General features: G+C 53.9%; 23 protein-coding genes. 10 read left to right on the top strand and 13 right to left on the bottom strand.

All coding sequences use genetic code 11. The annotated features are described in order from the left end of the window. Positions 1-4: 4 nt before the first annotated feature. From pqiB to rmf, 3 genes are all read left to right on the top strand, one after another. On the top strand, positions 5-1,645 hold the full coding sequence (pqiB, locus tag ACOTXR_RS18475; protein ID WP_014883248.1) for an intermembrane transport protein PqiB: 1,641 nt from the start codon (positions 5-7) through the stop codon (positions 1,643-1,645). Next, positions 1,642-2,208 carry a membrane integrity-associated transporter subunit PqiC gene (gene pqiC, locus ACOTXR_RS18470; protein WP_058690678.1) on the top strand — a complete coding sequence of 189 codons (567 nt, stop codon included), beginning with the start codon at positions 1,642-1,644 and terminating at the stop codon, positions 2,206-2,208. The genes pqiB and pqiC overlap by 4 nt, the downstream gene beginning before the upstream one ends. Before the next feature lie 256 nt (positions 2,209-2,464). Further along, entirely contained in the window at positions 2,465-2,632 is a 168-nt protein-coding gene (gene rmf / locus ACOTXR_RS18465) for a ribosome modulation factor (RefSeq protein WP_013097261.1), read from the top strand. A gap of 71 nt (positions 2,633-2,703) precedes the next feature. Here the strand turns inward: rmf and fabA are convergent, their stop codons facing one another. Together fabA and ACOTXR_RS18455 are read right to left on the bottom strand one after the other, a co-directional pair. Further along, positions 2,704-3,222 (bottom strand): bifunctional 3-hydroxydecanoyl-ACP dehydratase/trans-2-decenoyl-ACP isomerase, encoded by a 519-nt coding sequence (gene fabA, locus ACOTXR_RS18460; protein ID WP_000227926.1) that lies wholly within the window; start codon positions 3,220-3,222, stop codon positions 2,704-2,706. 68 nt (positions 3,223-3,290) lie between these two features. Beyond that, entirely contained in the window at positions 3,291-5,051 is a 1,761-nt protein-coding gene (locus ACOTXR_RS18455) for an AAA family ATPase (protein WP_222834810.1), read from the bottom strand. A 186-nt stretch (positions 5,052-5,237) separates the two neighbouring features. Between ACOTXR_RS18455 and matP the strand changes: the two genes are divergently transcribed. Continuing rightward, positions 5,238-5,690 (top strand): macrodomain Ter protein MatP, encoded by a 453-nt coding sequence (gene matP / locus ACOTXR_RS18450; protein WP_023332611.1) that lies wholly within the window; start codon positions 5,238-5,240, stop codon positions 5,688-5,690. 64 nt (positions 5,691-5,754) lie between these two features. Here the strand turns inward: matP and ompA are convergent, their stop codons facing one another. Then, positions 5,755-6,810: a porin OmpA gene (gene ompA, locus ACOTXR_RS18445; RefSeq protein WP_014883252.1), complete on the bottom strand. Its 1,056-nt coding sequence runs from the start codon at positions 6,808-6,810 to the stop codon at positions 5,755-5,757. 355 nt (positions 6,811-7,165) lie between these two features. Beyond that, entirely contained in the window at positions 7,166-7,675 is a 510-nt protein-coding gene (gene sulA, locus ACOTXR_RS18440; RefSeq protein WP_058690679.1) for an SOS-induced cell division inhibitor SulA, read from the bottom strand. Positions 7,676-7,892: 217 nt separating this feature from the next. Between sulA and ACOTXR_RS18435 the strand changes: the two genes are divergently transcribed. Further along, positions 7,893-8,519 carry a TfoX/Sxy family DNA transformation protein gene (locus tag ACOTXR_RS18435; RefSeq protein WP_058690680.1) on the top strand — a complete coding sequence of 209 codons (627 nt, stop codon included), beginning with the start codon at positions 7,893-7,895 and terminating at the stop codon, positions 8,517-8,519. Here ACOTXR_RS18435 and yccS read toward each other — a convergent pair. Further along, complete coding sequence (gene yccS, locus ACOTXR_RS18430; RefSeq protein WP_058690681.1) at positions 8,476-10,638, bottom strand: YccS family putative transporter; 2,163 nt, start codon at positions 10,636-10,638, stop codon at positions 8,476-8,478. The two genes, ACOTXR_RS18435 and yccS, sit on opposite strands and share 44 nt — an antisense overlap. 19 nt (positions 10,639-10,657) lie before the next feature. Next, positions 10,658-11,104, bottom strand: a complete 447-nt coding sequence (locus ACOTXR_RS18425; protein ID WP_058690682.1) for a YccF domain-containing protein — start codon at positions 11,102-11,104, stop codon at positions 10,658-10,660. 123 nt (positions 11,105-11,227) lie between these two features. Here ACOTXR_RS18425 and helD point away from each other — a divergent pair, with 123 nt between their 5' ends. Next, complete coding sequence (gene helD, locus ACOTXR_RS18420; protein WP_058690683.1) at positions 11,228-13,282, top strand: DNA helicase IV; 2,055 nt, start codon at positions 11,228-11,230, stop codon at positions 13,280-13,282. Positions 13,283-13,340: 58 nt separating this feature from the next. On the opposite strand, the gene mgsA is transcribed toward helD, so the two are convergent. Together mgsA and csgI are read right to left on the bottom strand one after the other, a co-directional pair. After that, the gene (mgsA, locus tag ACOTXR_RS18415; protein WP_008499922.1) at positions 13,341-13,799 is read right to left on the bottom strand and encodes a methylglyoxal synthase; all 459 of its coding nucleotides are present in this window, start codon (positions 13,797-13,799) and stop codon (positions 13,341-13,343) included. An 80-nt stretch (positions 13,800-13,879) separates the two neighbouring features. Beyond that, complete coding sequence (gene csgI / locus ACOTXR_RS18410; protein WP_058690684.1) at positions 13,880-14,542, bottom strand: curli synthesis inhibitor; 663 nt, start codon at positions 14,540-14,542, stop codon at positions 13,880-13,882. A 173-nt stretch (positions 14,543-14,715) separates the two neighbouring features. On the opposite strand from csgI, the gene ACOTXR_RS18405 reads away from it, so the two are divergent. Further along, positions 14,716-15,129 carry a CoA-binding protein gene (locus ACOTXR_RS18405; RefSeq protein WP_014883259.1) on the top strand — a complete coding sequence of 138 codons (414 nt, stop codon included), beginning with the start codon at positions 14,716-14,718 and terminating at the stop codon, positions 15,127-15,129. 36 nt (positions 15,130-15,165) lie between these two features. Here the strand turns inward: ACOTXR_RS18405 and hspQ are convergent, their stop codons facing one another. Beyond that, a complete protein-coding gene (hspQ, locus tag ACOTXR_RS18400) occupies positions 15,166-15,483 on the bottom strand; it encodes a heat shock protein HspQ (RefSeq protein ID WP_008499919.1) in 318 nt (105 codons plus the stop codon). 60 nt (positions 15,484-15,543) lie between these two features. Beyond that, entirely contained in the window at positions 15,544-16,734 is a 1,191-nt protein-coding gene (gene rlmI, locus ACOTXR_RS18395; RefSeq protein ID WP_058690685.1) for a 23S rRNA (cytosine(1962)-C(5))-methyltransferase RlmI, read from the bottom strand. A gap of 174 nt (positions 16,735-16,908) precedes the next feature. Between rlmI and ACOTXR_RS18390 the strand changes: the two genes are divergently transcribed. The 3 genes from ACOTXR_RS18390 to yccX all read left to right on the top strand — a co-directional run bounded on the left by ACOTXR_RS18390 (position 16,909) and on the right by yccX (position 18,558). Continuing rightward, positions 16,909-17,466 (top strand): kinase inhibitor, encoded by a 558-nt coding sequence (locus ACOTXR_RS18390; protein ID WP_058690686.1) that lies wholly within the window; start codon positions 16,909-16,911, stop codon positions 17,464-17,466. Positions 17,467-17,536: 70 nt separating this feature from the next. Further along, positions 17,537-18,265: an AraC family transcriptional regulator gene (locus ACOTXR_RS18385; RefSeq protein WP_198925977.1), complete on the top strand. Its 729-nt coding sequence runs from the start codon at positions 17,537-17,539 to the stop codon at positions 18,263-18,265. An 11-nt stretch (positions 18,266-18,276) separates the two neighbouring features. Continuing rightward, positions 18,277-18,558 carry an acylphosphatase gene (yccX, locus tag ACOTXR_RS18380; protein WP_023332620.1) on the top strand — a complete coding sequence of 94 codons (282 nt, stop codon included), beginning with the start codon at positions 18,277-18,279 and terminating at the stop codon, positions 18,556-18,558. Here yccX and tusE read toward each other — a convergent pair. The 3 genes from tusE to ACOTXR_RS18365 form a co-directional block, all read right to left on the bottom strand. Further along, a complete protein-coding gene (gene tusE, locus ACOTXR_RS18375; RefSeq protein ID WP_023332621.1) occupies positions 18,555-18,884 on the bottom strand; it encodes a sulfurtransferase TusE in 330 nt (109 codons plus the stop codon). The genes yccX and tusE overlap by 4 nt on opposite strands. Positions 18,885-18,953: 69 nt before the next feature. Then, positions 18,954-19,505 (bottom strand): LuxR C-terminal-related transcriptional regulator, encoded by a 552-nt coding sequence (locus tag ACOTXR_RS18370; RefSeq protein ID WP_058690687.1) that lies wholly within the window; start codon positions 19,503-19,505, stop codon positions 18,954-18,956. Between the two features lie 10 nt (positions 19,506-19,515). Next, positions 19,516-20,670 carry a CfaE/CblD family pilus tip adhesin gene (locus ACOTXR_RS18365; protein WP_101706497.1) on the bottom strand — a complete coding sequence of 385 codons (1,155 nt, stop codon included), beginning with the start codon at positions 20,668-20,670 and terminating at the stop codon, positions 19,516-19,518. Between the last annotated feature and the right edge of the window lie 3 nt (positions 20,671-20,673).

The following is a 20,673-nucleotide window of genomic DNA, read 5'->3' as shown; positions in this document are numbered from 1 at the left end:
GAGCATGGAAAATAAGAGTGGAGAGGCGAAAGTGCAGAAGGTCAAAAACTGGTCGCCGGTGTGGATTTTCCCCATCGTGACGGCGCTGATCGGTGCCTGGATCCTGTTTTATCATTACAGCCATCAGGGACCGGAAGTGACGCTGATTACCACCAATGCCGAGGGGATTGAGGGCGGTAAAACGACCATCAAAAGCCGCAGCGTGGATGTGGGCGTGGTGGAAAGTGCAACCCTGACCGACGATTTAACCCATGTGGAGATCAAGGCGCGCCTGAATGCCGGCATGGAAAAACTGCTGCATGGCGATTCTGTTTTCTGGGTGGTTAAACCGCAGGTGGGGCGTGAAGGGATCAGCGGCTTAGGAACGTTGCTGTCAGGTGCCTATATTGAACTCCAGCCGGGTACAAAAGGTAACCAGCCGGGGCAATATCAGCTTCTGGATTCACCGCCGCTAGCTCCGCCGGATGCAAAAGGTATCCGCGTGATTTTAGACAGTAAAAAAGCGGGTCAGCTCACGGCGGGCGATCCGGTGTTGTTCCGCGGTTATCGCGTGGGTTCGGTTGAGAAAAGCACGTTTGACCCACAAAAAAGATCCATCAGCTATCAGCTGTTCATCAATGCACCTAACGATCGTCTGGTCACCAGCAATGTCCGTTTCTGGAAAGACAGCGGCATCGCGGTCGATCTGACCTCGGCAGGCATGCGTGTCGAAATGGGCTCCCTGACAACGCTGTTTGGCGGTGGCGTAAGTTTTGACGTGCCGGAAGGTCTGGATCTGGGGCAGCCGGTTGCGGAGAACACCGCTTTCCGCCTGTTTGACGATCAAAAAAGCATTCAGGATGCGCTCTACACCGATCACGTTGACTTCCTGATGTTCTTTAAAGACTCCGTTCGTGGCCTGCAGCCGGGAGCGCCGGTTGAGTTCCGCGGCATTCGTCTCGGTACGGTTGGGCAAGTACCGTTCTTTGTGCCTGGTCTGCAGCAGGTCCTGGATGATGATTACCGCATTCCGGTGCTGATTCGTATCGAACCAGAACGTCTGATCAACCAGATTGGCGAGAACCAGGATATTGCCACGCATATCTCTCAACTGATGGAACGTGGTCTGCGCGGGTCGTTGAAGACCGGCAACCTGGTGACCGGCGCGCTGTATGTGGATATGGATTTCTATCAGAAAGCACCGCCGATTACCGGCATTCGTGAATTCGGTGGCTATAAAATCATCCCAACCGTGAGCAGCGGACTGGCTCAGATCCAGCAGCGTCTGATGGAAACGCTGGATAAGATTAACAATCTGCCGCTGAACCCAATGATTGAAGCCGCGACAGGTTCGTTACATCAGAGCCAGGCGACGATGCAACGCCTGCAAACCACGCTGGATAACATCAATAAGCTCACTGCAAGCCAGAGCATGCAGCAGTTGCCGCAGGATATGCAGAAAACGCTGCGTGAGCTGAACCGCAGTATGCAGGGCTTCCAGCCAGGCTCGGCGGCGTACAACAAGATGGTGGCAGATATGCAGCGTCTTGATCAGGTCTTGCGCGAACTGCAGCCGGTTCTGAAAACGCTCAACGAGAAGAGCAACGCGCTGGTGTTTGAAGCGAAAGATAAAAAGGATCCTGAGCCGAAGAGGGCGAAACAATGAAAAAATGGCTAGCGATTGTAGGAGCGATGGTACTCACGGCCTGTAGCTCAGGAAGTGAAACGAAAAGCTACTATCAGCTACCGCTGATGGCGCAGGCAGGTACCCAGAGTACCGCTTCGCAAGGCAACCGTCTGCTGTGGGTTGAGCAAGTTGCCGTGCCGGACTACCTGGCCGGCAACGGGGTGGTCTACCAGACCAGCGAAGTACAGTACACCATCGCCAACAATAATCTGTGGGCCAGCCCGCTGGATCAGCAGTTGCGCAATACGCTGGTGGCAAATCTGAGCAGCCAGCTTCCGGGCTGGGTTGTCGCTTCCCAGCCACTGGGTAGCGATCAGGATACGCTGAACGTCACGGTAACGGGCTTCCATGGTCGGTATGACGGTGCCGTTATCATCAGCGGAGAGTGGCTGCTGAATCATCAGGGACAGCTGATTAAACGTCCTTTCCATCTGGAACTGAAGCAGCAGAAAGATGGCTATGATGAAATGGTGAAAGTCCTTGCTCAGGGTTGGGCGCAGGAGTCAGCCAGTATCGCCAGGGAGATTTCCCGGCTGCCATAAGTAAAATTCATCATCAAAAACCGCAATTGGCCTGTCGCTGATTGCGGTTTTTTTTTCGTTTTGGCTTCAGGTTGTTACTTGTGCCGGGTCACACTTTTTGTACAAATGATCTTCTGGCTAGCTCACAAATATGACACCCGTATGAATTTTGAACATTGACGCTGCAATGAATTCGGGGTATTCGTTATCTGTGCCTGTACATTTAGTGCAGACACTGTTTTCTTTCCACCAGACAAAAGAATGAGGGAAACGAGGCATGAAGAGACAGAAACGAGATCGCCTGGAACGGGCTCATCAACGTGGTTATCAGGCCGGCATCGCTGGACGTTCTAAAGAAATGTGTCCTTATCAGACGATAAATCAAAGGTCACAATGGCTTGGAGGCTGGCGAGAAGCCATCGGCGACAGGGCACTCATTGCCTGATAACGTCTCTTTAAAGAAAGAAACCTCCGCACTGCGGAGGTTTCGCCTTTCAGGGAGGGCTTAACGCAAAATCAGAATGCGGAAGTGTCCTGGAACAGGCCAACTTTCAGGTCGTTCGCGGTATAGATCAGACGACCATCTACCAGCACTTCGCCATCCGCCAGGCCCATAATCAGGCGACGGTTAACAATGCGCTTGAAGTGAATACGATAGGTCACTTTCTTCGCTGTAGGCAGAACCTGGCCGGTGAATTTCACTTCGCCCACGCCCAGTGCGCGGCCTTTGCCTTCACCACCCAGCCAGCCCAGATAGAAGCCAACCAGCTGCCACATGGCATCCAGGCCCAGGCAGCCAGGCATTACCGGATCGCCAATGAAGTGGCAACCGAAGAACCACAGGTCCGGGTTGATATCGAGTTCTGCTTCTACGTAACCCTTATCGAAGTTGCCGCCGGTTTCGGTCATTTTCACGACACGGTCCATCATCAGCATGTTCGGGGCTGGTAACTGTGGGCCTTTCGCGCCAAACAGTTCACCGCGACCAGAGGCAAGAAGATCTTCTTTTGTATAGGATTCGCGTTTATCTACCATGTTCTCAGTAAGCCTTATTTTAGTGAAGGACGCAGGATAGCTAACACGTGTACGCTGAACAAGTCCGATCAGTTTGAATTAAACCAGCCCAGCCAGCGTAACGGCCATGGATAACGGTGGCGAGCATCCTGCTGTGTCGCCTGAGCAATTCGCTCCTGGATGGTCTGCATCAGGGTCGTCTGCCCCTCGCCATCCCATACCAGGTTTGTCAGTAAGGGTAGTGCATCCTCAATCCCTTCGATGGCCCAGATGGCGAATTGTTCCTGCTCAACCGCGTCCAGAATAGCCTGGCTAAGGCTTAAATGGCGTAAATTGGGTGCTGGAATAATCACACCCTGTTTGCCGTTTAAACCACGCTGCTGACAGATAGAGAAGAAGCCTTCAATTTTTTCGTTCAGACCGCCAACAGGCTGAGCACGACCGAACTGATCGACCGAACCGGTGATCGCGAGGTTCTGGTTGATCGGCACGTCTGCCAGGGCGCTGATCAAGGCGCAGAGCTCCGCCATAGAGGCGCTATCGCCATCCACTTCGCTATAGGATTGTTCAAACGTCAGCGAGGCGGAGAAGGGGATTTGCTGCTCAAGCTGCAGCTCAGACATCAAAAACGCCTGCATGATCATCATGCCTTTGGCGTGAATGTTGCCGCCCAGCTCGGCTTTGCGTTCAATATCGGTGAACTCGCCATCGCCAACATGCACAACACAACTGATGCGTGAGGGTTCCCCGAACGCGCGCGGGTGGCCAGGGAATTCAATCACGGACAGGGCGTTAATCTGGCCGACGCGTTCACCTTCGGTCTCGACCAGAATTTGTTCCAGCAGAATTTCATCCTGCATACGGTCAGCAAGATAGCCTTCGCGCCACTCACGCTGCGCCAGCATCTGCGTGAGCTGTTCGCCAGTAAACGCACCTTTACCGCTGATCACACCCACTTCACGCAGCTGCTTGCCTATCCAGAGTGGACTGAGCGGCAGGGTTTCCTGGTCACCGGTATAACGAACCGCTTCGCGGATCAAACCCGGCCACGCGTCAGCGGCAGGCATTGGCAATGCAAAGCGTTCCGCAACGGCCAGCACCCACTGACACCATTGCGCCATGTCATCAGCATCGGCTACCTGGATGTTGTCTTCGTATTCGCTGTAAACCGCCAGCTCAGCCAGTTCCGGCTCCATTTCCTGGAAGTCAGCCAGCGATTCACGATCGCCCGTCAGCACGACGGTCAGCGACAGCGGCATTGACGGCACGGAGACCGGCAGAGGGCGAGACTCATCGTAACCGACCCAGTCAAAGCGTTGCTCGGTCACAATCGTTTTCAGGCGCATCCACAGCAGCGGCTGCGAGAGCAGGGTGCGCAGAGAGATGATCAGCACGCCGCCGTTTGCGCGATGTACCAGACCCGGTTGCAGTGAAAGCTCACCGTTGAACTGACGCAGACAGCCAAAGAGTTGTTCAGCCTCGACCCAGTTAGCGGTAATGACTTCACCTTTCGCTGCAAAACGGTCATCGGCCTGGTCCGCCGGTTCGAAGGCGATCTTATCTCCCGCGATACGATACTGGCCGCCAAAGACCGCGTTCGCTTCCGGGCGCAACTGGCGCATAGCGTCCCCGAGAAGCGTCAGATATTCCGCCTCTTCGGGGGCTTTCAGCAGCATGAAGGGCGATGTCGCCCATGGGCTTAACGCCTGCTCCAGCGCATAATGCAAACGGGGTTGCGTATCGCTAAGGATGAATGGATGTTCTGTTGCGAGTTCGGGCTGTGAAAACAGGTCCTGATAGCTCTCGGTATCCGGAACAAGGTCACGCCATGCAAGTTTCGTAATCGTCAAAGTTGATGTTTTTTAGTCAGATGTAAAAGCGTGGAGTATACCGTAAGCGGGGGGATCTACCCAAGCAGGATTGGGTATTTCGACAGCGGGAATGGCTGCATTGACTCACAGGATATGATTTCTTTTCAGCAGATTGCCAAAAAACTGATATTCTGAACAGAGTTACGTGGTAACACTGAGATCGCAATGAAATATCAACAACTGGAAAATCTCGAAAGCGGCTGGAAATGGAAGTACCTGGTCAAAAAGCACCGTGAAGGGGAGCTGATCACCTGCTACATCGAAGCCAGCGCTGCACAAGAAGCCGTGGATATTTTGCTGACCCTCGAGAATGAACCGGTACAGGTTAACGGCTGGATTGAGAAACACATCAATCCCGCGTTGTTAAACCGGATGAAGCAAACGATCCGCGCGCGACGCAAACGGCATTTTAATGCTGAGCATCAGCACACGCGTAAAAAATCAATCGATCTGGAGTTCGTGGTCTGGCAGCGTCTGGCTGGGCTGGCGCAACGGCGTGGTAAAACGCTGTCGGAAACCATCGTGCAGTTGATTGAGGATGCCGAACATAAAGAGAAGTATGCTAACCAAATGTCGTCGCTAAAAAACGACCTTCAGGCGTTGCTGGGCAAAAAGTAGATTTGTGTTTTTCTTCAGACAATAAAAAACCCCGCATTGCGGGGTTTTTTTATAAGACGATAACTTATGCCGCTGGCTGAGTTACAACGTCTTTAACGCCTTTAACTTCGATCTCTACGCGACGATCTGGAGCCAGGCAGTCGATCAGTGCAGCGCGAGCTTTCACGTTGTCACAGGTGTTGCCAGTAACTGGGTTAGATTCGCCCATACCACGTGGGGAGATCTTGTTAGCTGGGATACCTTTAGAGATCAGGTAATCAACAACAGACTGAGCACGTTTCTCAGACAGTTTCTGGTTGTAAGCGTCAGAACCGATACGGTCGGTGAAGCCCAGAACCACTACGGAACCGTCTTTAGGATCCAGGTTGCTCAGCTGGGTGTACAGCTGATCCAGTGCCTGCTGGCCTTCTGGTTTCAGAGTCGCTTTGTTGAAGTTGAACAGAACGTCAGACTTCAGAGTGAAGTGCTTGGTCTGTACTTCTGGAGCTGGAGCCGGCGCTGGAGCAACAACTGGTGCTGCATCTTCCTGCTGGCCGAAACGGTAGGAAACACCTACGCTCAGCATGCCGTTGTCTGGACGAACGCCAACGGTAGCACCGTCGCCGATGTTGTTAACCCACTGGTATTCCAGACGGGTAGCGATGTCACGGGTCATAGCCCACTCAACGCCACCAGCGAATACTGGGGAAACACCGGTGTCATGGTCGTCGCCAGCGATGCTGTTGCTGGAGTCAGCGCGCCATACCATACCACCCAGACGGGTGTACACGTCCAGATCGTCAGTTACTGGGTAACCCAGTTTAGCGGTCAGCTGTACGCCTTGAGCTTTAAAAGCGCCATTAACGTTGTCGCCTTTGTATGGCATACGACCTAACCAGTCGTAACCCATTTCAAAACCAACATACGGGTTAACCTGATAGCCACCGAACGCACCTGCACCAAGCTGGCTCTCGTGAGTAGGGCCATCATTGTTCAGGCTGCTGTTGTACCAGCCGGTGTCGTGGAACTGAGACCAGCCCAGTTTACCACCTGCATACCAGGTATTATCTTTCGGAGCGGCCTGCGCTACGGTAGCGAAGCCAGCCAGTGCCACTGCAATCGCGATAGCTGTCTTTTTCATTTTTTGCGCCTCGTTATCATCCAAAATTCGCCATGAATGTCTCAAGTAGAGAATCACGGTTAAATCCTTCACCGGGGGGCGTGGTCAAATATAAATCTACCGATATCTTCGGCTTAGGCCGAGCACCCCTGGCGATGTAAAGTCTACAACGTAGCTGAAAACTTACAAGTGTGAAGTCTGTCAGGCATATGAAAAAAAAAGTTCCGTATACCTATTATTTAACATTTTTAGAACGAATTTTGTGCAGTAAAATTAAGGAGAACCGCTCCAGACGCGCCTTGCCGCAATTTTGACGCCGGGAACTAAATCCGTATCTTGCGGTCAAAAAAAATTCCAGGAAAAATCTTAATTTCGCTCAATGATACAAATTTGAGTGAATTTTTAGCCCAGAAAGTTGTCCTCTGCGATAAGAATCTGGACGAACCGGGCGCATGATGAACCCGATCGCATTCCCTTCTTCAGCCGCTTCAGTCAGACGAAAATGTTCCTCTTCCGTCAGTTCTTCGGGTAACCAGCCGATCACCACGCTGTAATTTCCAGTGCGCAACGCGCGAACCATAGACTCAACGGTATCGCAGGGAGAGAGTTGGTTAATCTGCATCACCTTAGCCAGCGGCAGGCCTGCGGACTGAACCCATTCTCGGCTCAATTTTTGCTGTGGCGTCAGCCAGAGCTGCCAGCGCGATTGCTGACCAAGCTGCTGTAATAAAGGCAGTAGCAGGAGTTGGGTCAACAGAGGCTGGTCTTCACGATAAACCACTTCACTAATAAGCCCCGTCGAAACACCCCCAACGGTGTTGTGCGCGGCAGTGCCCGCGGTAGAGGAGAGAGAAGTTGAGCGATTTGCATAGCCTGAAGTGTACATATTCATTCCAGCCCTGTAGTTACTGTATGGATATACAGTAACCCCTGTATGCATAAAGATCAACCTCATTTTCGGAAAGCGACTCGCAAAATTCGTTCAATGTTGATGCCCCTCGAAAAATCATCTTGCTCAACGGCGCTAAGTTGCCTATTTTCCTGCTAACGGATCCGCTAGTAAGAAATTTCGCTGTTACTTTATGATTTAGAAGGGAAATATCATGAAAAAGATATCTTATGAACGGATTTATCAATCCCAGCAATACCTCTCACCGCTAGGAGAAATTCATCATCGCGCACTGTTCGGTGGCTATACCCTGGCGATAGATGACGCGGTTTTTGCCATGGTGTCAGATGGCGAGCTGTACCTTCGCGCCTGTGAAGAAAGCGCGAAATACTGTGTAAAAAATGCCGCCTCTTTTTTGACGCTGATGAAACGAGGCCGCCCGGTACTTCTCAACTATTACCGTGTCGATGATGGACTGTGGCAAGACAGGGAACGGCTGCTTCAGCTCTCCTCTTTCGCGCTCAATGCGGCGAGGAAAGAGCGCTGTCAGCGCCATCAACGAAACCGGCTTAAAGATCTGCCAAACCTGACATTTCAGCTTGAGGTATTGCTTTTTGAAGCTGGCATTACTAACGAAGAGACGCTGCGGGCACTGGGTGCCAGGGAGTGCTGGTTAAAGATGCGGGCTAAAAATAGGGCACTCGGTATTAAAGTGCTCTTTGCCCTTGAGGGGGCTATTGAGGGTTTGCATGAGGCGGCACTCCCGGCAGGCATTCGCCGGGAGTTGACGGAGTGGTTTAATGCGCTGCCTGAGCCACAGAAGAATCACTCCTCCAGGTAGCGATTTGCTGTTGTAACCGGCAAATTTCTGGCAGCAGAGCGATAAGCAGGCCAATCTGCTGTAGCACCAGCGGCGCTTTGCTGTCGTTTCCTGGCTCAAGACGCGCGATACGTTGAGTCAGTTCATCCAGCGACTGTCTCACTTTCGGTTCATCGGCTGGCCGGTGATGCAGTGCATCATCGACGTAGCAGACCGCGTCATCCAGCAGGTTGAGTATGCCCGGGTTGACCAGTTTCTCGCGGTGTGCACCCAGCGTGGAAATATAGCTGGTGAAGGTATGGTTGAGGCAGAGCAACCGGAAAGCCGTCTCACGTATCTCGGCCGTGGCACGAGGCTCCGTTGACATGTTAGAGACAACCGAAGCCAGTTCAGCATCACTGTTGTGCGCATCGCGGCGGGCTATCCGATAAGCCAGACGGTTATCGCGTCCCTGGTGGTACTGCTCAAGGATGGCATCCAGGTATCGGCAGTTGGCGTTCAATGCCCTGTCTAACACACGCGGTAAATTACGGAAACGCCAGTCCGGCCAGATAAAGCTCACCGCAGCCCAGGCAATCGCACAGCCGATCAGGGTATCGAGCACGCGAGGCAGTGCGACCTCGAACCCTTCACCCAGCAGGTTAAAGCAGAGCAGCACCAGCAGCGTGATAAACATGGTGGCATGAGCGTACTGCACGTTGCGAAACGCGAAAAACAACACGCCGGTAATCACAATCAGCACCAGCTGCCCTTCAACAGAAGGCACGAAGTACAGCACGGGAAGTCCAATCGCGACACCGACCAGCGTACCGATAATACGCAGCGCAAGGCGGTGCCGGGTGGCGTTATAGTTTGGCTGGCAGACAAACAGGCTGGTCAGCAGGATCCAGTAGCCATGCTGCAAACCGGTTATCTGGATAAAGGCATAACCGACGCATAGCACCAGAGACATTCTCACCGCGTGGCGAAAGAGCGCCGACTCCGGCGTAAAGTTGCGGCTCAGGCGCAGCCACATATCGCTAAAGCTATGCACGCTGTCATCAGCCAGCTGATTTTCCACATCATTACCCGGTTGCGCCATCGCCTGTTCGGATTCGATGGTCGCCAGCTGAGCATCTATAGCCCGCAGGTTGTTGAGCAGAAAACCCAGCGCTTTGATATGTTCCGGTGATGTTCCGCTGGCCTGAACGCGATCGAGCGCCGCATCAAGATGGCTAAACACCCGTTCGAAACGGGGGTCATGCTGATAGGGCGTGCGCAGCAGAATGGATCGCGAGAGCTGCTGGCAGGCCAGGGACTGCATGGACAGCAGGCGCTGGAAGCGGAACATCACGTCGCTGTAGCGAAACTTTTCACGCAGGGCGGCGTACTGAACATGCGAGGAACTGGCGCGTTCATGAATGTCCTGGGCGACAAAATAGTAGTGTAAGGTTCTTCGCGTTCCACGCTGACCGCGATCGCCGCGCAGACGGGTAAGCAGCGAGGCTTTCGTCTGGTTAAGGGTGGTGACCAGCTGACCGTTTGCCAGCGCCAGATCGTAAAGCGGCGCCTGGCTTTCTTCTTCAATATCCGGGTCAAACAGCCGGGATTTCAGTTCCAGATAATGGGCTAGCTGCTCAAAGCTACGGGCAAGGTTATCCTGCAGCGGGCGAACCGGGAAGATAAGATGGCCGGTTAACGTCAGCAGGTTATACCAGATGGCGCCCAGCAACAGCAGTAGAGGTTGCTGGTACCACTGGTCGTAAAGTGATACGCCCAGCATGGTATAGATGGCGATCAGTAAGGCGCCGAAGGCGATGGTGGCATAGCGCTGCCCCAGTCCACCCAGCAAAATAAACCCGCTGGTCGAAAGCGTCAGGCCCAGCGCAAACAGCCACGGCCAGGGGAAGAGCAACTCAACGGACGCTGACGCAATAAAAAAGCAGACGAGCGTAATCACCAGATTACGCAAACGACCGGCCAGGCGATCGTCCAGATCCGCAAGCGCCCCGGCCACCACCCCCAGCGTGAGCGGGATGGTGAGTTTGACGTCATTCAACCACCACGGCAGGGCTACCGTGCCGCAAAGCGCGATAAAAATCCTGACGTTGTAAAGCCAGGAACTGTTCCAGGTATAACGGCGAAGCAGTGGGCTTAGCATAAACGCGGCCAGTCCTTATTTACTGAAAACGACGGCGTGCGTTCGCTTCACGCGCCGCCTGGGCCACTTCAACCGGAACAACTCTGCGCCCGACGGGCCAAAGGGCGATGGCGGCGATCTTAAAGTTCGCGAGCCCTACCGGAATCCCAATAATTGAGATGCACTGTGCAATACCGGCAAAAATATGCATGATGCATAGCCACCAGCCAAAGAAAATCAGCCACAGAATGTTCAGCAGGGTTCCCCCCGTGTTCATCAGGGCGTTCTTACTTTCCGGATTCAGTTCGTCAATGTGGATGGCTTCGTTACCGTAGGGGATCAACGAGAGTTTGGTGATTTCCCAGCAGGAGCGGGTCAGGGGGAGTGTGAAAATCAGGACGATGCTCACCAGTGTGGCAAAAAGCCAGGAAAGGGTGGTGGCAAAACCGCCCAGCACAAAATTCAACACATTCAGAACGGTACGCATAAACCCTCACTTCCTTTCGATAAAATTAACGCCCAATGATTGTAACGTTTTTTTAGGCTGGAGCACCTTAAAACTGGCAGTTAAACTGTCAGGTAAATTATCTCTTCGTGGATTTGGCGGGACATGGAACTGAAAGCAACTTCATTAGGCAAACGCCTGGCGCAACACCCCTATGACAGCGTTGTTTTGCTCAACGCCGGGGTGAAAGTCTCCGGAGAACGCCACGAATACCTTATTCCGTTTAATCAGCTTCTGGCCATCCACTGCAAGCGTGGGCTGGTATGGGGTGAGCTGGAGTTTGTTCTGCCAGACGATAAAGTCGTGCGTCTTCACGGCACCGAGTGGGCGGAAACCCAGCGTTTTCATCACCACCTGAACGCCCGCTGGCAGCAGTGGAGTCACGACATGAGCGTGATTGCCGCCCAGGTTCTGCACCAGGTGCTGGACGAGATCGCCCAGAGCAACGCGCAACAAACGTGGTTGACCCGCCAGCAGACTGCCGGGCTGCAGCAAAAGATTCGCCAGGCCCTCTCGGCCCTGCCGATTGCCGTAACGCGTCTTGATGAGTTCGACAACTGTCGCGACGCCTGGCATCAGTGTCAGGCCTGGCTGAACGATAGGGATAAGAGTCGGCTGGCGCATAACCAGGCCTGGACAGATACCATGCTCACCCAATACGCCGACTTTTTCAGTACGGTGGAATCTTCGCCGCTCAACCCTGCGCAGGCTCGCGCGGTGGTCAATGGCGAGCAGTCGCTGCTGGTGCTCGCGGGGGCGGGAAGCGGCAAAACGTCGGTACTGGTGGCGCGTGTAGGCTGGCTTCTGACGACCGGTGAAGCGGTTGCCGATCAGATTCTGCTGCTGGCTTTTGGCCGTAAGGCTGCTGAGGAGATGGACGAACGCATTCAGCAGCGTCTGCATACCCGGGACATTACTGCCAGAACCTTCCATGCCCTTGCGCTGCATATCATTCAGCAGGGCAGTAAAAAAGTGCCTTCCGTCAGTAAACTGGAAAATGACACGCAGGTGCGCCAGGCGCTGTTTATCAAAACGTGGCGTCAGCAGTGCAGTGAGAAAAAAGCGCAGGCGAAAGGGTGGCGTCAGTGGCTGGAAGAGGAGCTCAACTGGGCAGTGCCGGAAGGCAGTTTCTGGCAGGATGATAAACTGGCGCGTCGGCTGGGATCGCGTCTTGACCGTTGGGTCAGCCTGATGCGGATGCACGGTGGCTCACAGGCAGAAATGATTGAAGGTGCGCCAGAGGGGATCCGCGATCTATTTTCGAAGCGGGTCAAACTGATGGCACCGCTCTTAAAAGCCTGGAAAGCCGCGTTGAAGGCGGAAAATGCCGTCGATTTTTCCGGTTTGATCCATCAGGCGATCGTCATTCTTGAGAAAGGACGTTTTGTCAGTCCGTGGAAACATATTCTGGTGGATGAGTTTCAGGATATCTCACCCCAGCGCGCAGCACTGCTCTGTGCGCTACGGGCGCAAAATAAACATACCTCGCTGTTTGCGGTGGGGGATGACTGGCAGGCTATCTATCGCTTCAGCGGCGCACAGCTTTCACTCACGACCGCGTTCCACCACTATTTTGGTGAAGGGGATCGCAGCGATCTGGACACCACGTATCGCTTCAACTCCCGGATTGGTGAAATCGCCAACCGTTTTATCCAGCAAAACCCGCATCAGCTGACCAAGCCGCTTAACAGCCTGCGGCCTGGGGATAAAAAAGCCGTCACCCTGCTGGCGGATGACCAGCTGGAACCGCTGCTGGACAAGCTCAGCGGCTATGCGAAGCCCGATGAGCGTATCATGGTGCTGGCGCGTTATCATCACCTTAAACCTGCAGCGCTGGAAAAAGCAGCTACCCGCTGGCCGAAACTGCAGCTTGAATTTATGACCATTCACGCCAGCAAAGGGCAGCAGGCCGATTATGTGATTGTGATGGGGCTGAAAGAGGGCAGCGACGGTTTCCCGGCTCCGGCCCGTGAATCGGTGATGGAACAGGCCCTACTGCCGGTGCCGGAAGATTTCCCGGATGCCGAAGAGCGACGTTTGCTTTATGTGGCAATGACGCGCGCACGTCACCGCGTCTGGCTGCTGTTCAATAAAGCGGAGCCATCCGTGTTTGTCGATATTCTGAAGAGTATTGATGTGCCGGTAGCGAGAAAGCCGTAGCGACGACGGGCAAGGATGGGTAGGCCGGGTAAGGCGAAGCCGCCACCCGGCAAAAAAGCTACTTCAGTCTCTCAGAAAGATAACGCTGATAGTCCGGAATCAGGATATCAACCGGCGAATTGAACTGCGGTGATTCGATGATGAAATCCGCCGTCGAGAGGTTTGTCGCCACCGGAATATTCCACACCGTCGCCAGACGCAGCAGGGCTTTAACATCGGGATCGTGCGGAACCGCGTTCAGCGGATCCCAGAAGAAGATCAGCACGTCAATCTTCCCTTCGGAAATCTGCGCGCCGACCTGCTGATCGCCGCCCATCGGGCCGCTCAGCATCGCATTGACCTCCAGACCCGTTTCGCGCTGGATCAGGTTTCCGGTGGTGCCGGTCGCTGAAAGGGCATGCTTTTCCAGCAAAGACTGATGGCGGCGCACCCAGTTAAGCAGCATTTGTTTACAGTGATCGTGCGCCACCAGTGCAATGTGTTTGCGTTCAGGCAGCGTGCGTGTTGTCAGTTCCATAATCATATCCATCAGGTTAACTGACTACACGATGACGGGAAGCGCCTGACGCTGCAAGCGTCAGGCGAAAAAAATGTGGCTTAGGATGAAGGTTGTTGCTTTGCCCACTGTAAAAATCGGGCCCGCGTGTCGGGATCGGCCTGCTGGAACCAGAATTTCAGGCGCTGTTCCGTCAGCGTCTGGGACTGAGGCGGGATAACATCCAGTTCCGATACGCCGGAAAGCAGCGTACTGTCGTCGGCCATCAGGGTGGCAAACTGCGGAAGGGAGGCGCGTTTACCGGCTTTGTTATAAACCTGCGTAGCCGCCTCGTAATCCGGGCCTTTCGGGGACGTGGTTAATGCCAGAATATCCAGCTTCACCGAGATCGGCATCGCATCGCCGTCCAGCAGTTCAATGCGCGGCGAGGCGTCAAAGGCCGCCGATTCCTTTTCTGTTTCAAGGCGAGGCAGAGTAATGTTCACCTGACTGATTTGCCGGGTATTAAAGCTGATAATCAGCGGTGGCGAGATGTACAGTCGTTGCTCATGGTTAGCCAGGCCGATCGATTTTTCTACCCGAAAGACCAGTTGATGGGGGCCGTTATCTAATTCGATGCTGTCAGCACCGCGTAATAATGAGCTGGACACTTTTTTTCCGTCCAGTACCAGAAGATCAATGTCGCCAGAGAGCCGAAGCGTGGTAGCAAATACGCAAACCGGCATCACTAACGCAATCAGAGCCGTGGCAATACCGGTTTTCATAGGAGGCTCCCGTCAGACATACTGTCGCCGCATTAATGTATCTAAATTTTTCGATAATCACGTTTACTAACATATAGACATATTTTGCCGTTTTGCCCTCATGCATCTGTATGGGATGGATGGTTGAGATGTGCGCTTTGGCATACACTTTTAAAAAAGCCAGGAGAAAAACTATGAAAGAGAATGATGTTGCTGAGATTTTGACATCCACGCGGACCATTGCGCTGGTGGGTGCGAGCGATAAACCCGATCGTCCCAGCTATCGGGTGATGAAGTACCTTCTCGATCAGGGTTATCACGTCATCCCGGTCTCGCCAAAAGTGGCGGGGAAAACGTTGCTGGGCCAGCAAGGGTATGCGACGCTCGCTGACGTACCCGAAAAAATTGATATGGTCGATGTCTTCCGTAATTCCGAGGCCGCATGGGGCGTAGCGCAGGATGCTATTGCCGTCGGGGCGAAAACCCTGTGGATGCAGTTGGGTGTGATTAACGAGCAGGCGGCCGTGCTGGCGCGTGAAGCGGGTCTGAAGGTGGTCATGGACCGATGCCCGGCGATTGAGATCCCCCGTCTGGGGCTGGCGAAATAATAAAAAAAAGCCCGTTATCGGGCTTTTTTTACACGCTTAGTTCCGCAGGCGCGGAGCCTGTAGCTGTTTACGGATGGTCTGAGCAAGTTCATCCATCGTAGGTTGCTCCGGATGCTCTTCCTGCAACTCACTACTCAGTTGCGCTTCGGCAAGGTAGGTATGAACGGGTTGTCCGTCGTCACCTTCCATCACCACATGGTACCAGGGCGCAGCGCGAAGCTCGGCGTTAACCGCCAGCTCGTCTGCTGACGGTTCATCAAGGGAATACTCCGGGTCGATATCGACGACCACACCCAAATACCCTAGCAAAGTGTGGCGGACCTGCTGGCCGATACCGAATTTGCTGGCAATCATAGTCACCTCCCGGGAAATACGACTTACACGTTATGTGTGGTCAATATTTCTCTTTTCAAGTTACATGACGCGACAGGCAAACCCTTTCAGATACAGCCCTTCCGGGTAGGTAGCAATCACGGGATGATCGGCTGCCTGACGGAACTGCTCTATAAATTGTACATCACGACCAGCATCTATTGCGGCATCGGCGATGATTTTCTGAAATAAATCTGTGGTCATCAGACCGGAGCAGGAGAACGTCAGCAGAACGCCACCCGGGTTCAGCAGCTGGATGGCCAGCATGTTGATATCTTTGTACCCGCGGCAGGCGCCCATCAGCTGGCTTTTATTCTCCACAAACTTAGGGGGATCCATCACGATAACGTCGAACTTCTCGCCCTGATCGCGATATTTACGCAGCAGCTTGAAAACGTCGTCGCGTACAAACTCCGCTTTGCTCAAATCCAGCTTGTTTAGCTCGACGTTTTGTTTTGCCACGTCCAGCGCTTCCTGTGACGTATCCACGCTGACGACCTGAGCACAGCCACCCATCAGCGCCGAAACGGCAAAACCGCCGGTATAGGAGAAGCAGTTAAGTACGCGCTTGTCGGCGACGTACTGGCGTGTCGCCAGACGGCTGTCGCGCTGGTCAAGGTAATAGCCCGTTTTGTGACCGCCCTGAATATCCACCAGCAGCTTCATGCCATGTTCTTCGATGGGCAGCAGGGCTGGCGGCAGTTCGCCCGTTACAGGCCCCTGAGTCAGCTCCATGCCCTCTTTTTTGCGCACTGGCACATCGCTGCGGTCGTAAATGGCACACTGCGGGAACAGCGTTTGCAGCGCGCTAATCAGCGCGGCACGCTGGTATTCCGCTCCGGCGCTCAGGAGTTGCAGCACCAGGAAGTTGCCGAAGCGATCGATGGTCACACCCGGCAGGCCGTCGGACTCACCGGCGATCAGACGATAGCTGTCCAGACCGTCACGCTTTGCCAGCCACTCACGCCACTGCTGCGCCTGCTGCAGGCGGCGAATGAAGAAGTCGATATCAATGGTTTCATCTTTGTCGAAGGTCCAGACGCGAGCGCGGATCTGGGACGCAGGCGAGTATGCGCCTCGCGCTAACCATTTCCCCTGATGGTCAACGATATCAATGGTTTCACCGAGGCTGGCTTTGCCTTCCATGCGGGCAACTGCGCCAGAAAAAACCCAGGGATGACGGCGCAGTAAGGATTTCTCGCGCCCTTTGGCTAACACTAAACGTACACTCATAATTTGCTGTTCTGTCGATTTCAGGGAAATGGCGCGTAGATTATCACATTCAGCAAGTCGCAATCATCTGTGGATGCCTTTGAGCGTTTCGGCACAAAATCAAATCGCTTAAGCACATTACGGTATGGCCGCGTGCCTTACATTGGGGCTTCCCGTTCAGCAAAGTACTCCCCCATGAAAAAGCGCACTGTAATTGCAACAACCGCTCTGGCGGCGATAAGTTTTCAGGTTTTAGCGGCAACGCCTTTCAGTATCACCAGTCAGGATATCTCCGGGGAGCACCGTTTAGCGCAACAGCAGGTGTTCAACGGTTTTGGCTGCCACGGTGATAATCAGTCTCCGCAGCTTGCATGGAAACATCCGCCAGCCGGTACGAAAAGTTTTGCCATCACGGTATATGACCCCGATGCCCCCACCGGCAGTGGCTGGTGGCACTGGACAGTCGCCAATATTCCTGCGAAAACAATGGCACTGCCCGCGGGCGCGGGTAACCCAAAGAGTGAGAAATTACCCGCTGGCGCGGTGCAGGGGCGTAATGACTTCGGTTATTCTGGATTTGGCGGCGCATGTCCACCTGAGGGAGACAAACCGCACCGTTACCAGATTACCGTCTGGGCGCTGAACGTGGACACACTGCCCCTTGATAACAATGCCAGCGGCGCGCTGGTCGGTTATATGATAAACAGTCACGTTCTCGGAAAAACGCAGTTAACCGCAACGTACAGCAGATAAGGATGACCCGGTGCAGGAGTTTTACCTTCAACATAAACAGCTGACGGCGGGCGAAGTCAGTGCCAGCAAAATGCATCGCCTGCACCAGGTTAAACTTTTTTTTCCGGCCATTTGTCACATTACTCACGGCAGTAAGGTCATTGTTCAGGATGATAATCGCCTGGTGGCAACGAGGGATGCGCTGATTATTATCCCGGCCAATACGTCAATGGAGATTATTAATCAGCCTGCGAACGGCATGTTTCGATCGGACTTGCTGATGTTGTCGCCAGAGATCCTGGCCGAGTTTAAAGCGCATTACCTGAAATCCTGGCCGGGCACGACGTTACATTCCCTTTGTGTCCCGTTGAGCGAGGGGCTGGCGTTTATGTGGGATAACCTGCTGCACGCCGTGCGTCAGGATTTACCGGAGGCGTTACAAAAACATCAGGCTTTCGGTCTTTTGCTGGCATTGCTGCATGAAGGCGTGGCAGGTCCGCTGCTTATTGAGCGAAGCAGTAACCTGACTGAGCAGGTGCGACAGTTCATCATGCTATCGCCGGCCAGATCCTGGACTGCGCAGGATATCGCAAGCCGTCTGGCCTTAAGCGTGCCGACGCTGCGCAGAAAGTTGCGTGAAGAGTCGCAGAGTTTTCGCCAGATCGTGGAAGAGGTGAGAATGGCCGTTGCGCTGTCACAGCTGCAATCGACCCGATTACCCATTGGCGAAATCGCATTACAATGTGGGTATCTTTCCAGTTCTCGTTTCACCGCCCGCTTTCGGCAACACTACGGCTGTTTGCCGAAAACGCTACGTTAAGGAGAAGAAAAATGTCAAAAGTTTGCACTATTGCCTGGGTTCACGGCATCGTTCAGGGCGTCGGGTTCCGCTACAGCACCCAGCGTGAGGCTCTTCAGCTCGGGATCACGGGCTATGCGCGAAACATGGATGACGGCAGCGTTGAGGTGGTCGCCTGTGGAGACGCGAAGCAGGTAGAAAAACTGATGGTGTGGCTGAAAGCGGGTGGCCCGCGCAGCGCGCGGGTTGACAGGGTGCTAACGGAACCGCATCAACCCGGCCGGGAATACGAGAACTTCAGTATTCGTTATTAAATGCACTTCACCGGCTTTGGCAGGCCAGCAACTTTGGTGGCCTGTTTTGCCGGGCCTTTCGGAAACAGACGATACAGATAGCGGCTGTTGCCTTTCTCTTCGCCAAACTTATTGGCCATCGCTTTCACCAGCATGCGGATCGCCGGAGAGGTATTAAATTCGAGATAAAATTCGCGCACAAAACGCACGACTTCCCAGTGTTCGGGGGAGAGGGTGATACCTTCGTTTTCGGCGATTTTTTCCGCCAGTGGCTCGCTCCACAGCGTGGTATCTTTCAGATAGCCTTCGCTATCGGTCTCAATTTCCTGGCCTGCAAAAATGAACATAGTGCTCTGTCGATAAAGTAAAAACCGCCCCTAGTCTAGCAAAGAAGGGGCGGCATGAGAAACTTCGGTCTATAGAAGAAGCTGTAGCAGATTGTTGGCATTCAGCTTTTTTAACGCGTTGCATTTGTACGTCGAGACCTGTTTTTCGCTCATCTGCGTCATTGTCGCAACATGTCTTACCGATTGCCCGTTAACCAGCCTGTCGAGAACATTGAACTCCATGCCCGTCAGGCAACAATTCAGGCTGCGGACCCGACGGGGCTCTTTTGCAAGCAGATACGCTGCATCCGCGACGGCAATTCTGTCATCAATAATATATGAGGTCAGCGTGGCAAAACGCTTTCGCAGATGCGTGGCCAGCGCCCAGCCTTTTTCATTGCACACCAGATAAAGCGTTCCTTCCCAGCGGCTGGCCTCCAGCTGAAGCAGAATCTCAACCAGCGCCTGATGCGTCCCGGCGACGGAAAAGCGGCAGCGCACAACGAGGGTGTCGCAGGCCAATAACGAATGGCGCCACGTTACCGCGCCGCTTTCAACCAGCATCTGAGCGTTACGGCGCAGAAGGGCGTAGCGTAAACCTTCGGCATAAAAGCTATTATTATCAAGAATAACGTAATTCACGGCGGCCTCTTTATAACGTACTGGGTGTGTAGATAATGCGTAGCGTGCCGGTGTAATCCCCGGCATTTTTGCTGCTGGCAGTAAATGAAGGGGTTTTCAGGATAATAGGGGCTGGCACGCACAGTACGCTCTCGCGTCCGCCGGGCAGGACGACCTGACGCAGATACTGCGGATCGTTAGTCCCTTGCCAGACCATGGTTTTACCGTTAGCGACGATGTCTGTTGCGCCTGTGATGGGATGGGTGACAAAGACCTGATAGTCAAGACGGTCCCGCGCATCGGTCTGGCTTCCTCCGCGTCGCCTGATAGAAAACGCACCTTCAGTACGGCCCGCTGAGGCGAGTCCGTCGTCCTCAAACCGAAGGTAGGTGCGGGTGCTGGTGCTGTTTTTACCATCGTACAGGCACATATCCAGCGTATTTTCTCCCTGAATCTCACTGCCACCCGGCCGCCCCGGGAAGTTAGTCAGGTTGAGGTTAACGATGGGCGTGGAGTGCGGAAATGCCGGCAGATAAATCTGCTGATTACCCGGATCGACCACCTCAATGCGAATGTTTGCCTGCCACCTGGCGATAGTGAGATAGCCAGGGCATCCGACGTTTACGTCATTGAAGTTCCCGCCACAGTCGGCGCTCCCCCATTGACGCAGGTTCTGCTTCAGCGTTGCGGTCCAGATCCCCGGCAGGGCGAGCTTATCCAGTTCGCTTTTCACAATATAGAAATCGAAGTAGGGCTCTCTGTTCCAGTCAGCAATTGTGGCTGTTCCGCCTGTCACAAAGCTGGCAAAGGTAAACACTTTATTGTTGATAAACATGTAGTGATCGCCATACACCTTGATATCCACCGTCTTGCTGGTGAGGGCATGCGTGAAACGTAAATTGATGGCATAGGGCGCGGCCGGGTTACCCGAGAACCAGACCGGAGAGTTCATGCAGGCCCCGTACGTGGCGTCGGTTCGGGACTGACAGGTCAGGGTATTACGTCCCCACTTTTGCGGGTCGGCGGTGTCAAAGCCGCCCGATTCATGCAACCAGATATCGAAACGTGCAGGCGGTGCCGTGCGATCGAAGCTGATCCCAACGCTGGTGTTTCGTCCCGCAGGGGCGCCCGCCAGCGTCTGGCCTGTCCACAGGCTTAACAACAGTAAAATAAAGAGGTACCTCATCAC

Origin of the sequence: Enterobacter cloacae complex sp. IR53030 (genome assembly GCF_049238365.1) — a bacterium.
Taxonomy (GTDB): Bacteria; Pseudomonadota; Gammaproteobacteria; order Enterobacterales; family Enterobacteriaceae; genus Enterobacter; species Enterobacter kobei.
Note: the sequence above shows the minus strand (reverse complement) of the source record. Positions and strands in the feature narration are given on the sequence as shown.

Bases quoted from the DNA above. Each gene is read 5' to 3' on its own strand.
- csgI (WP_058690684.1), bottom strand. From the start codon at position 14,542: ATGAAAACCGGTATTGCCACGGCTCTGATTGCGTTAGTGATGCCGGTT.
- ACOTXR_RS18390 (WP_058690686.1), top strand. From the start codon at position 16,909: ATGAAAAAGCGCACTGTAATTGCAACAACCGCTCTGGCGGCGATAAGT.
- helD (WP_058690683.1), top strand. From the start codon at position 11,228: ATGGAACTGAAAGCAACTTCATTAGGCAAACGCCTGGCGCAACACCCC.
- pqiC (WP_058690678.1), top strand. From the start codon at position 1,642: ATGAAAAAATGGCTAGCGATTGTAGGAGCGATGGTACTCACGGCCTGT.
- hspQ (WP_008499919.1), bottom strand. From the start codon at position 15,483: ATGATTGCCAGCAAATTCGGTATCGGCCAGCAGGTCCGCCACACTTTG.
- rlmI (WP_058690685.1), bottom strand. From the start codon at position 16,734: ATGAGTGTACGTTTAGTGTTAGCCAAAGGGCGCGAGAAATCCTTACTG.
- ACOTXR_RS18405 (WP_014883259.1), top strand. From the start codon at position 14,716: ATGAAAGAGAATGATGTTGCTGAGATTTTGACATCCACGCGGACCATT.
- rmf (WP_013097261.1), top strand. From the start codon at position 2,465: ATGAAGAGACAGAAACGAGATCGCCTGGAACGGGCTCATCAACGTGGT.
- sulA (WP_058690679.1), bottom strand. From the start codon at position 7,675: ATGTACACTTCAGGCTATGCAAATCGCTCAACTTCTCTCTCCTCTACC.
- ACOTXR_RS18385 (WP_198925977.1), top strand. From the start codon at position 17,537: ATGCATCGCCTGCACCAGGTTAAACTTTTTTTTCCGGCCATTTGTCAC.
- ACOTXR_RS18435 (WP_058690680.1), top strand. From the start codon at position 7,893: ATGAAAAAGATATCTTATGAACGGATTTATCAATCCCAGCAATACCTC.
- matP (WP_023332611.1), top strand. From the start codon at position 5,238: ATGAAATATCAACAACTGGAAAATCTCGAAAGCGGCTGGAAATGGAAG.
- ACOTXR_RS18365 (WP_101706497.1), bottom strand. From the start codon at position 20,670: ATGAGGTACCTCTTTATTTTACTGTTGTTAAGCCTGTGGACAGGCCAG.
- pqiB (WP_014883248.1), top strand. From the start codon at position 5: ATGGAAAATAAGAGTGGAGAGGCGAAAGTGCAGAAGGTCAAAAACTGG.
- ACOTXR_RS18425 (WP_058690682.1), bottom strand. From the start codon at position 11,104: ATGCGTACCGTTCTGAATGTGTTGAATTTTGTGCTGGGCGGTTTTGCC.
- ompA (WP_014883252.1), bottom strand. From the start codon at position 6,810: ATGAAAAAGACAGCTATCGCGATTGCAGTGGCACTGGCTGGCTTCGCT.
- mgsA (WP_008499922.1), bottom strand. From the start codon at position 13,799: ATGGAACTGACAACACGCACGCTGCCTGAACGCAAACACATTGCACTG.
- tusE (WP_023332621.1), bottom strand. From the start codon at position 18,884: ATGTTCATTTTTGCAGGCCAGGAAATTGAGACCGATAGCGAAGGCTAT.
- yccX (WP_023332620.1), top strand. From the start codon at position 18,277: ATGTCAAAAGTTTGCACTATTGCCTGGGTTCACGGCATCGTTCAGGGC.
- yccS (WP_058690681.1), bottom strand. From the start codon at position 10,638: ATGCTAAGCCCACTGCTTCGCCGTTATACCTGGAACAGTTCCTGGCTT.
- fabA (WP_000227926.1), bottom strand. From the start codon at position 3,222: ATGGTAGATAAACGCGAATCCTATACAAAAGAAGATCTTCTTGCCTCT.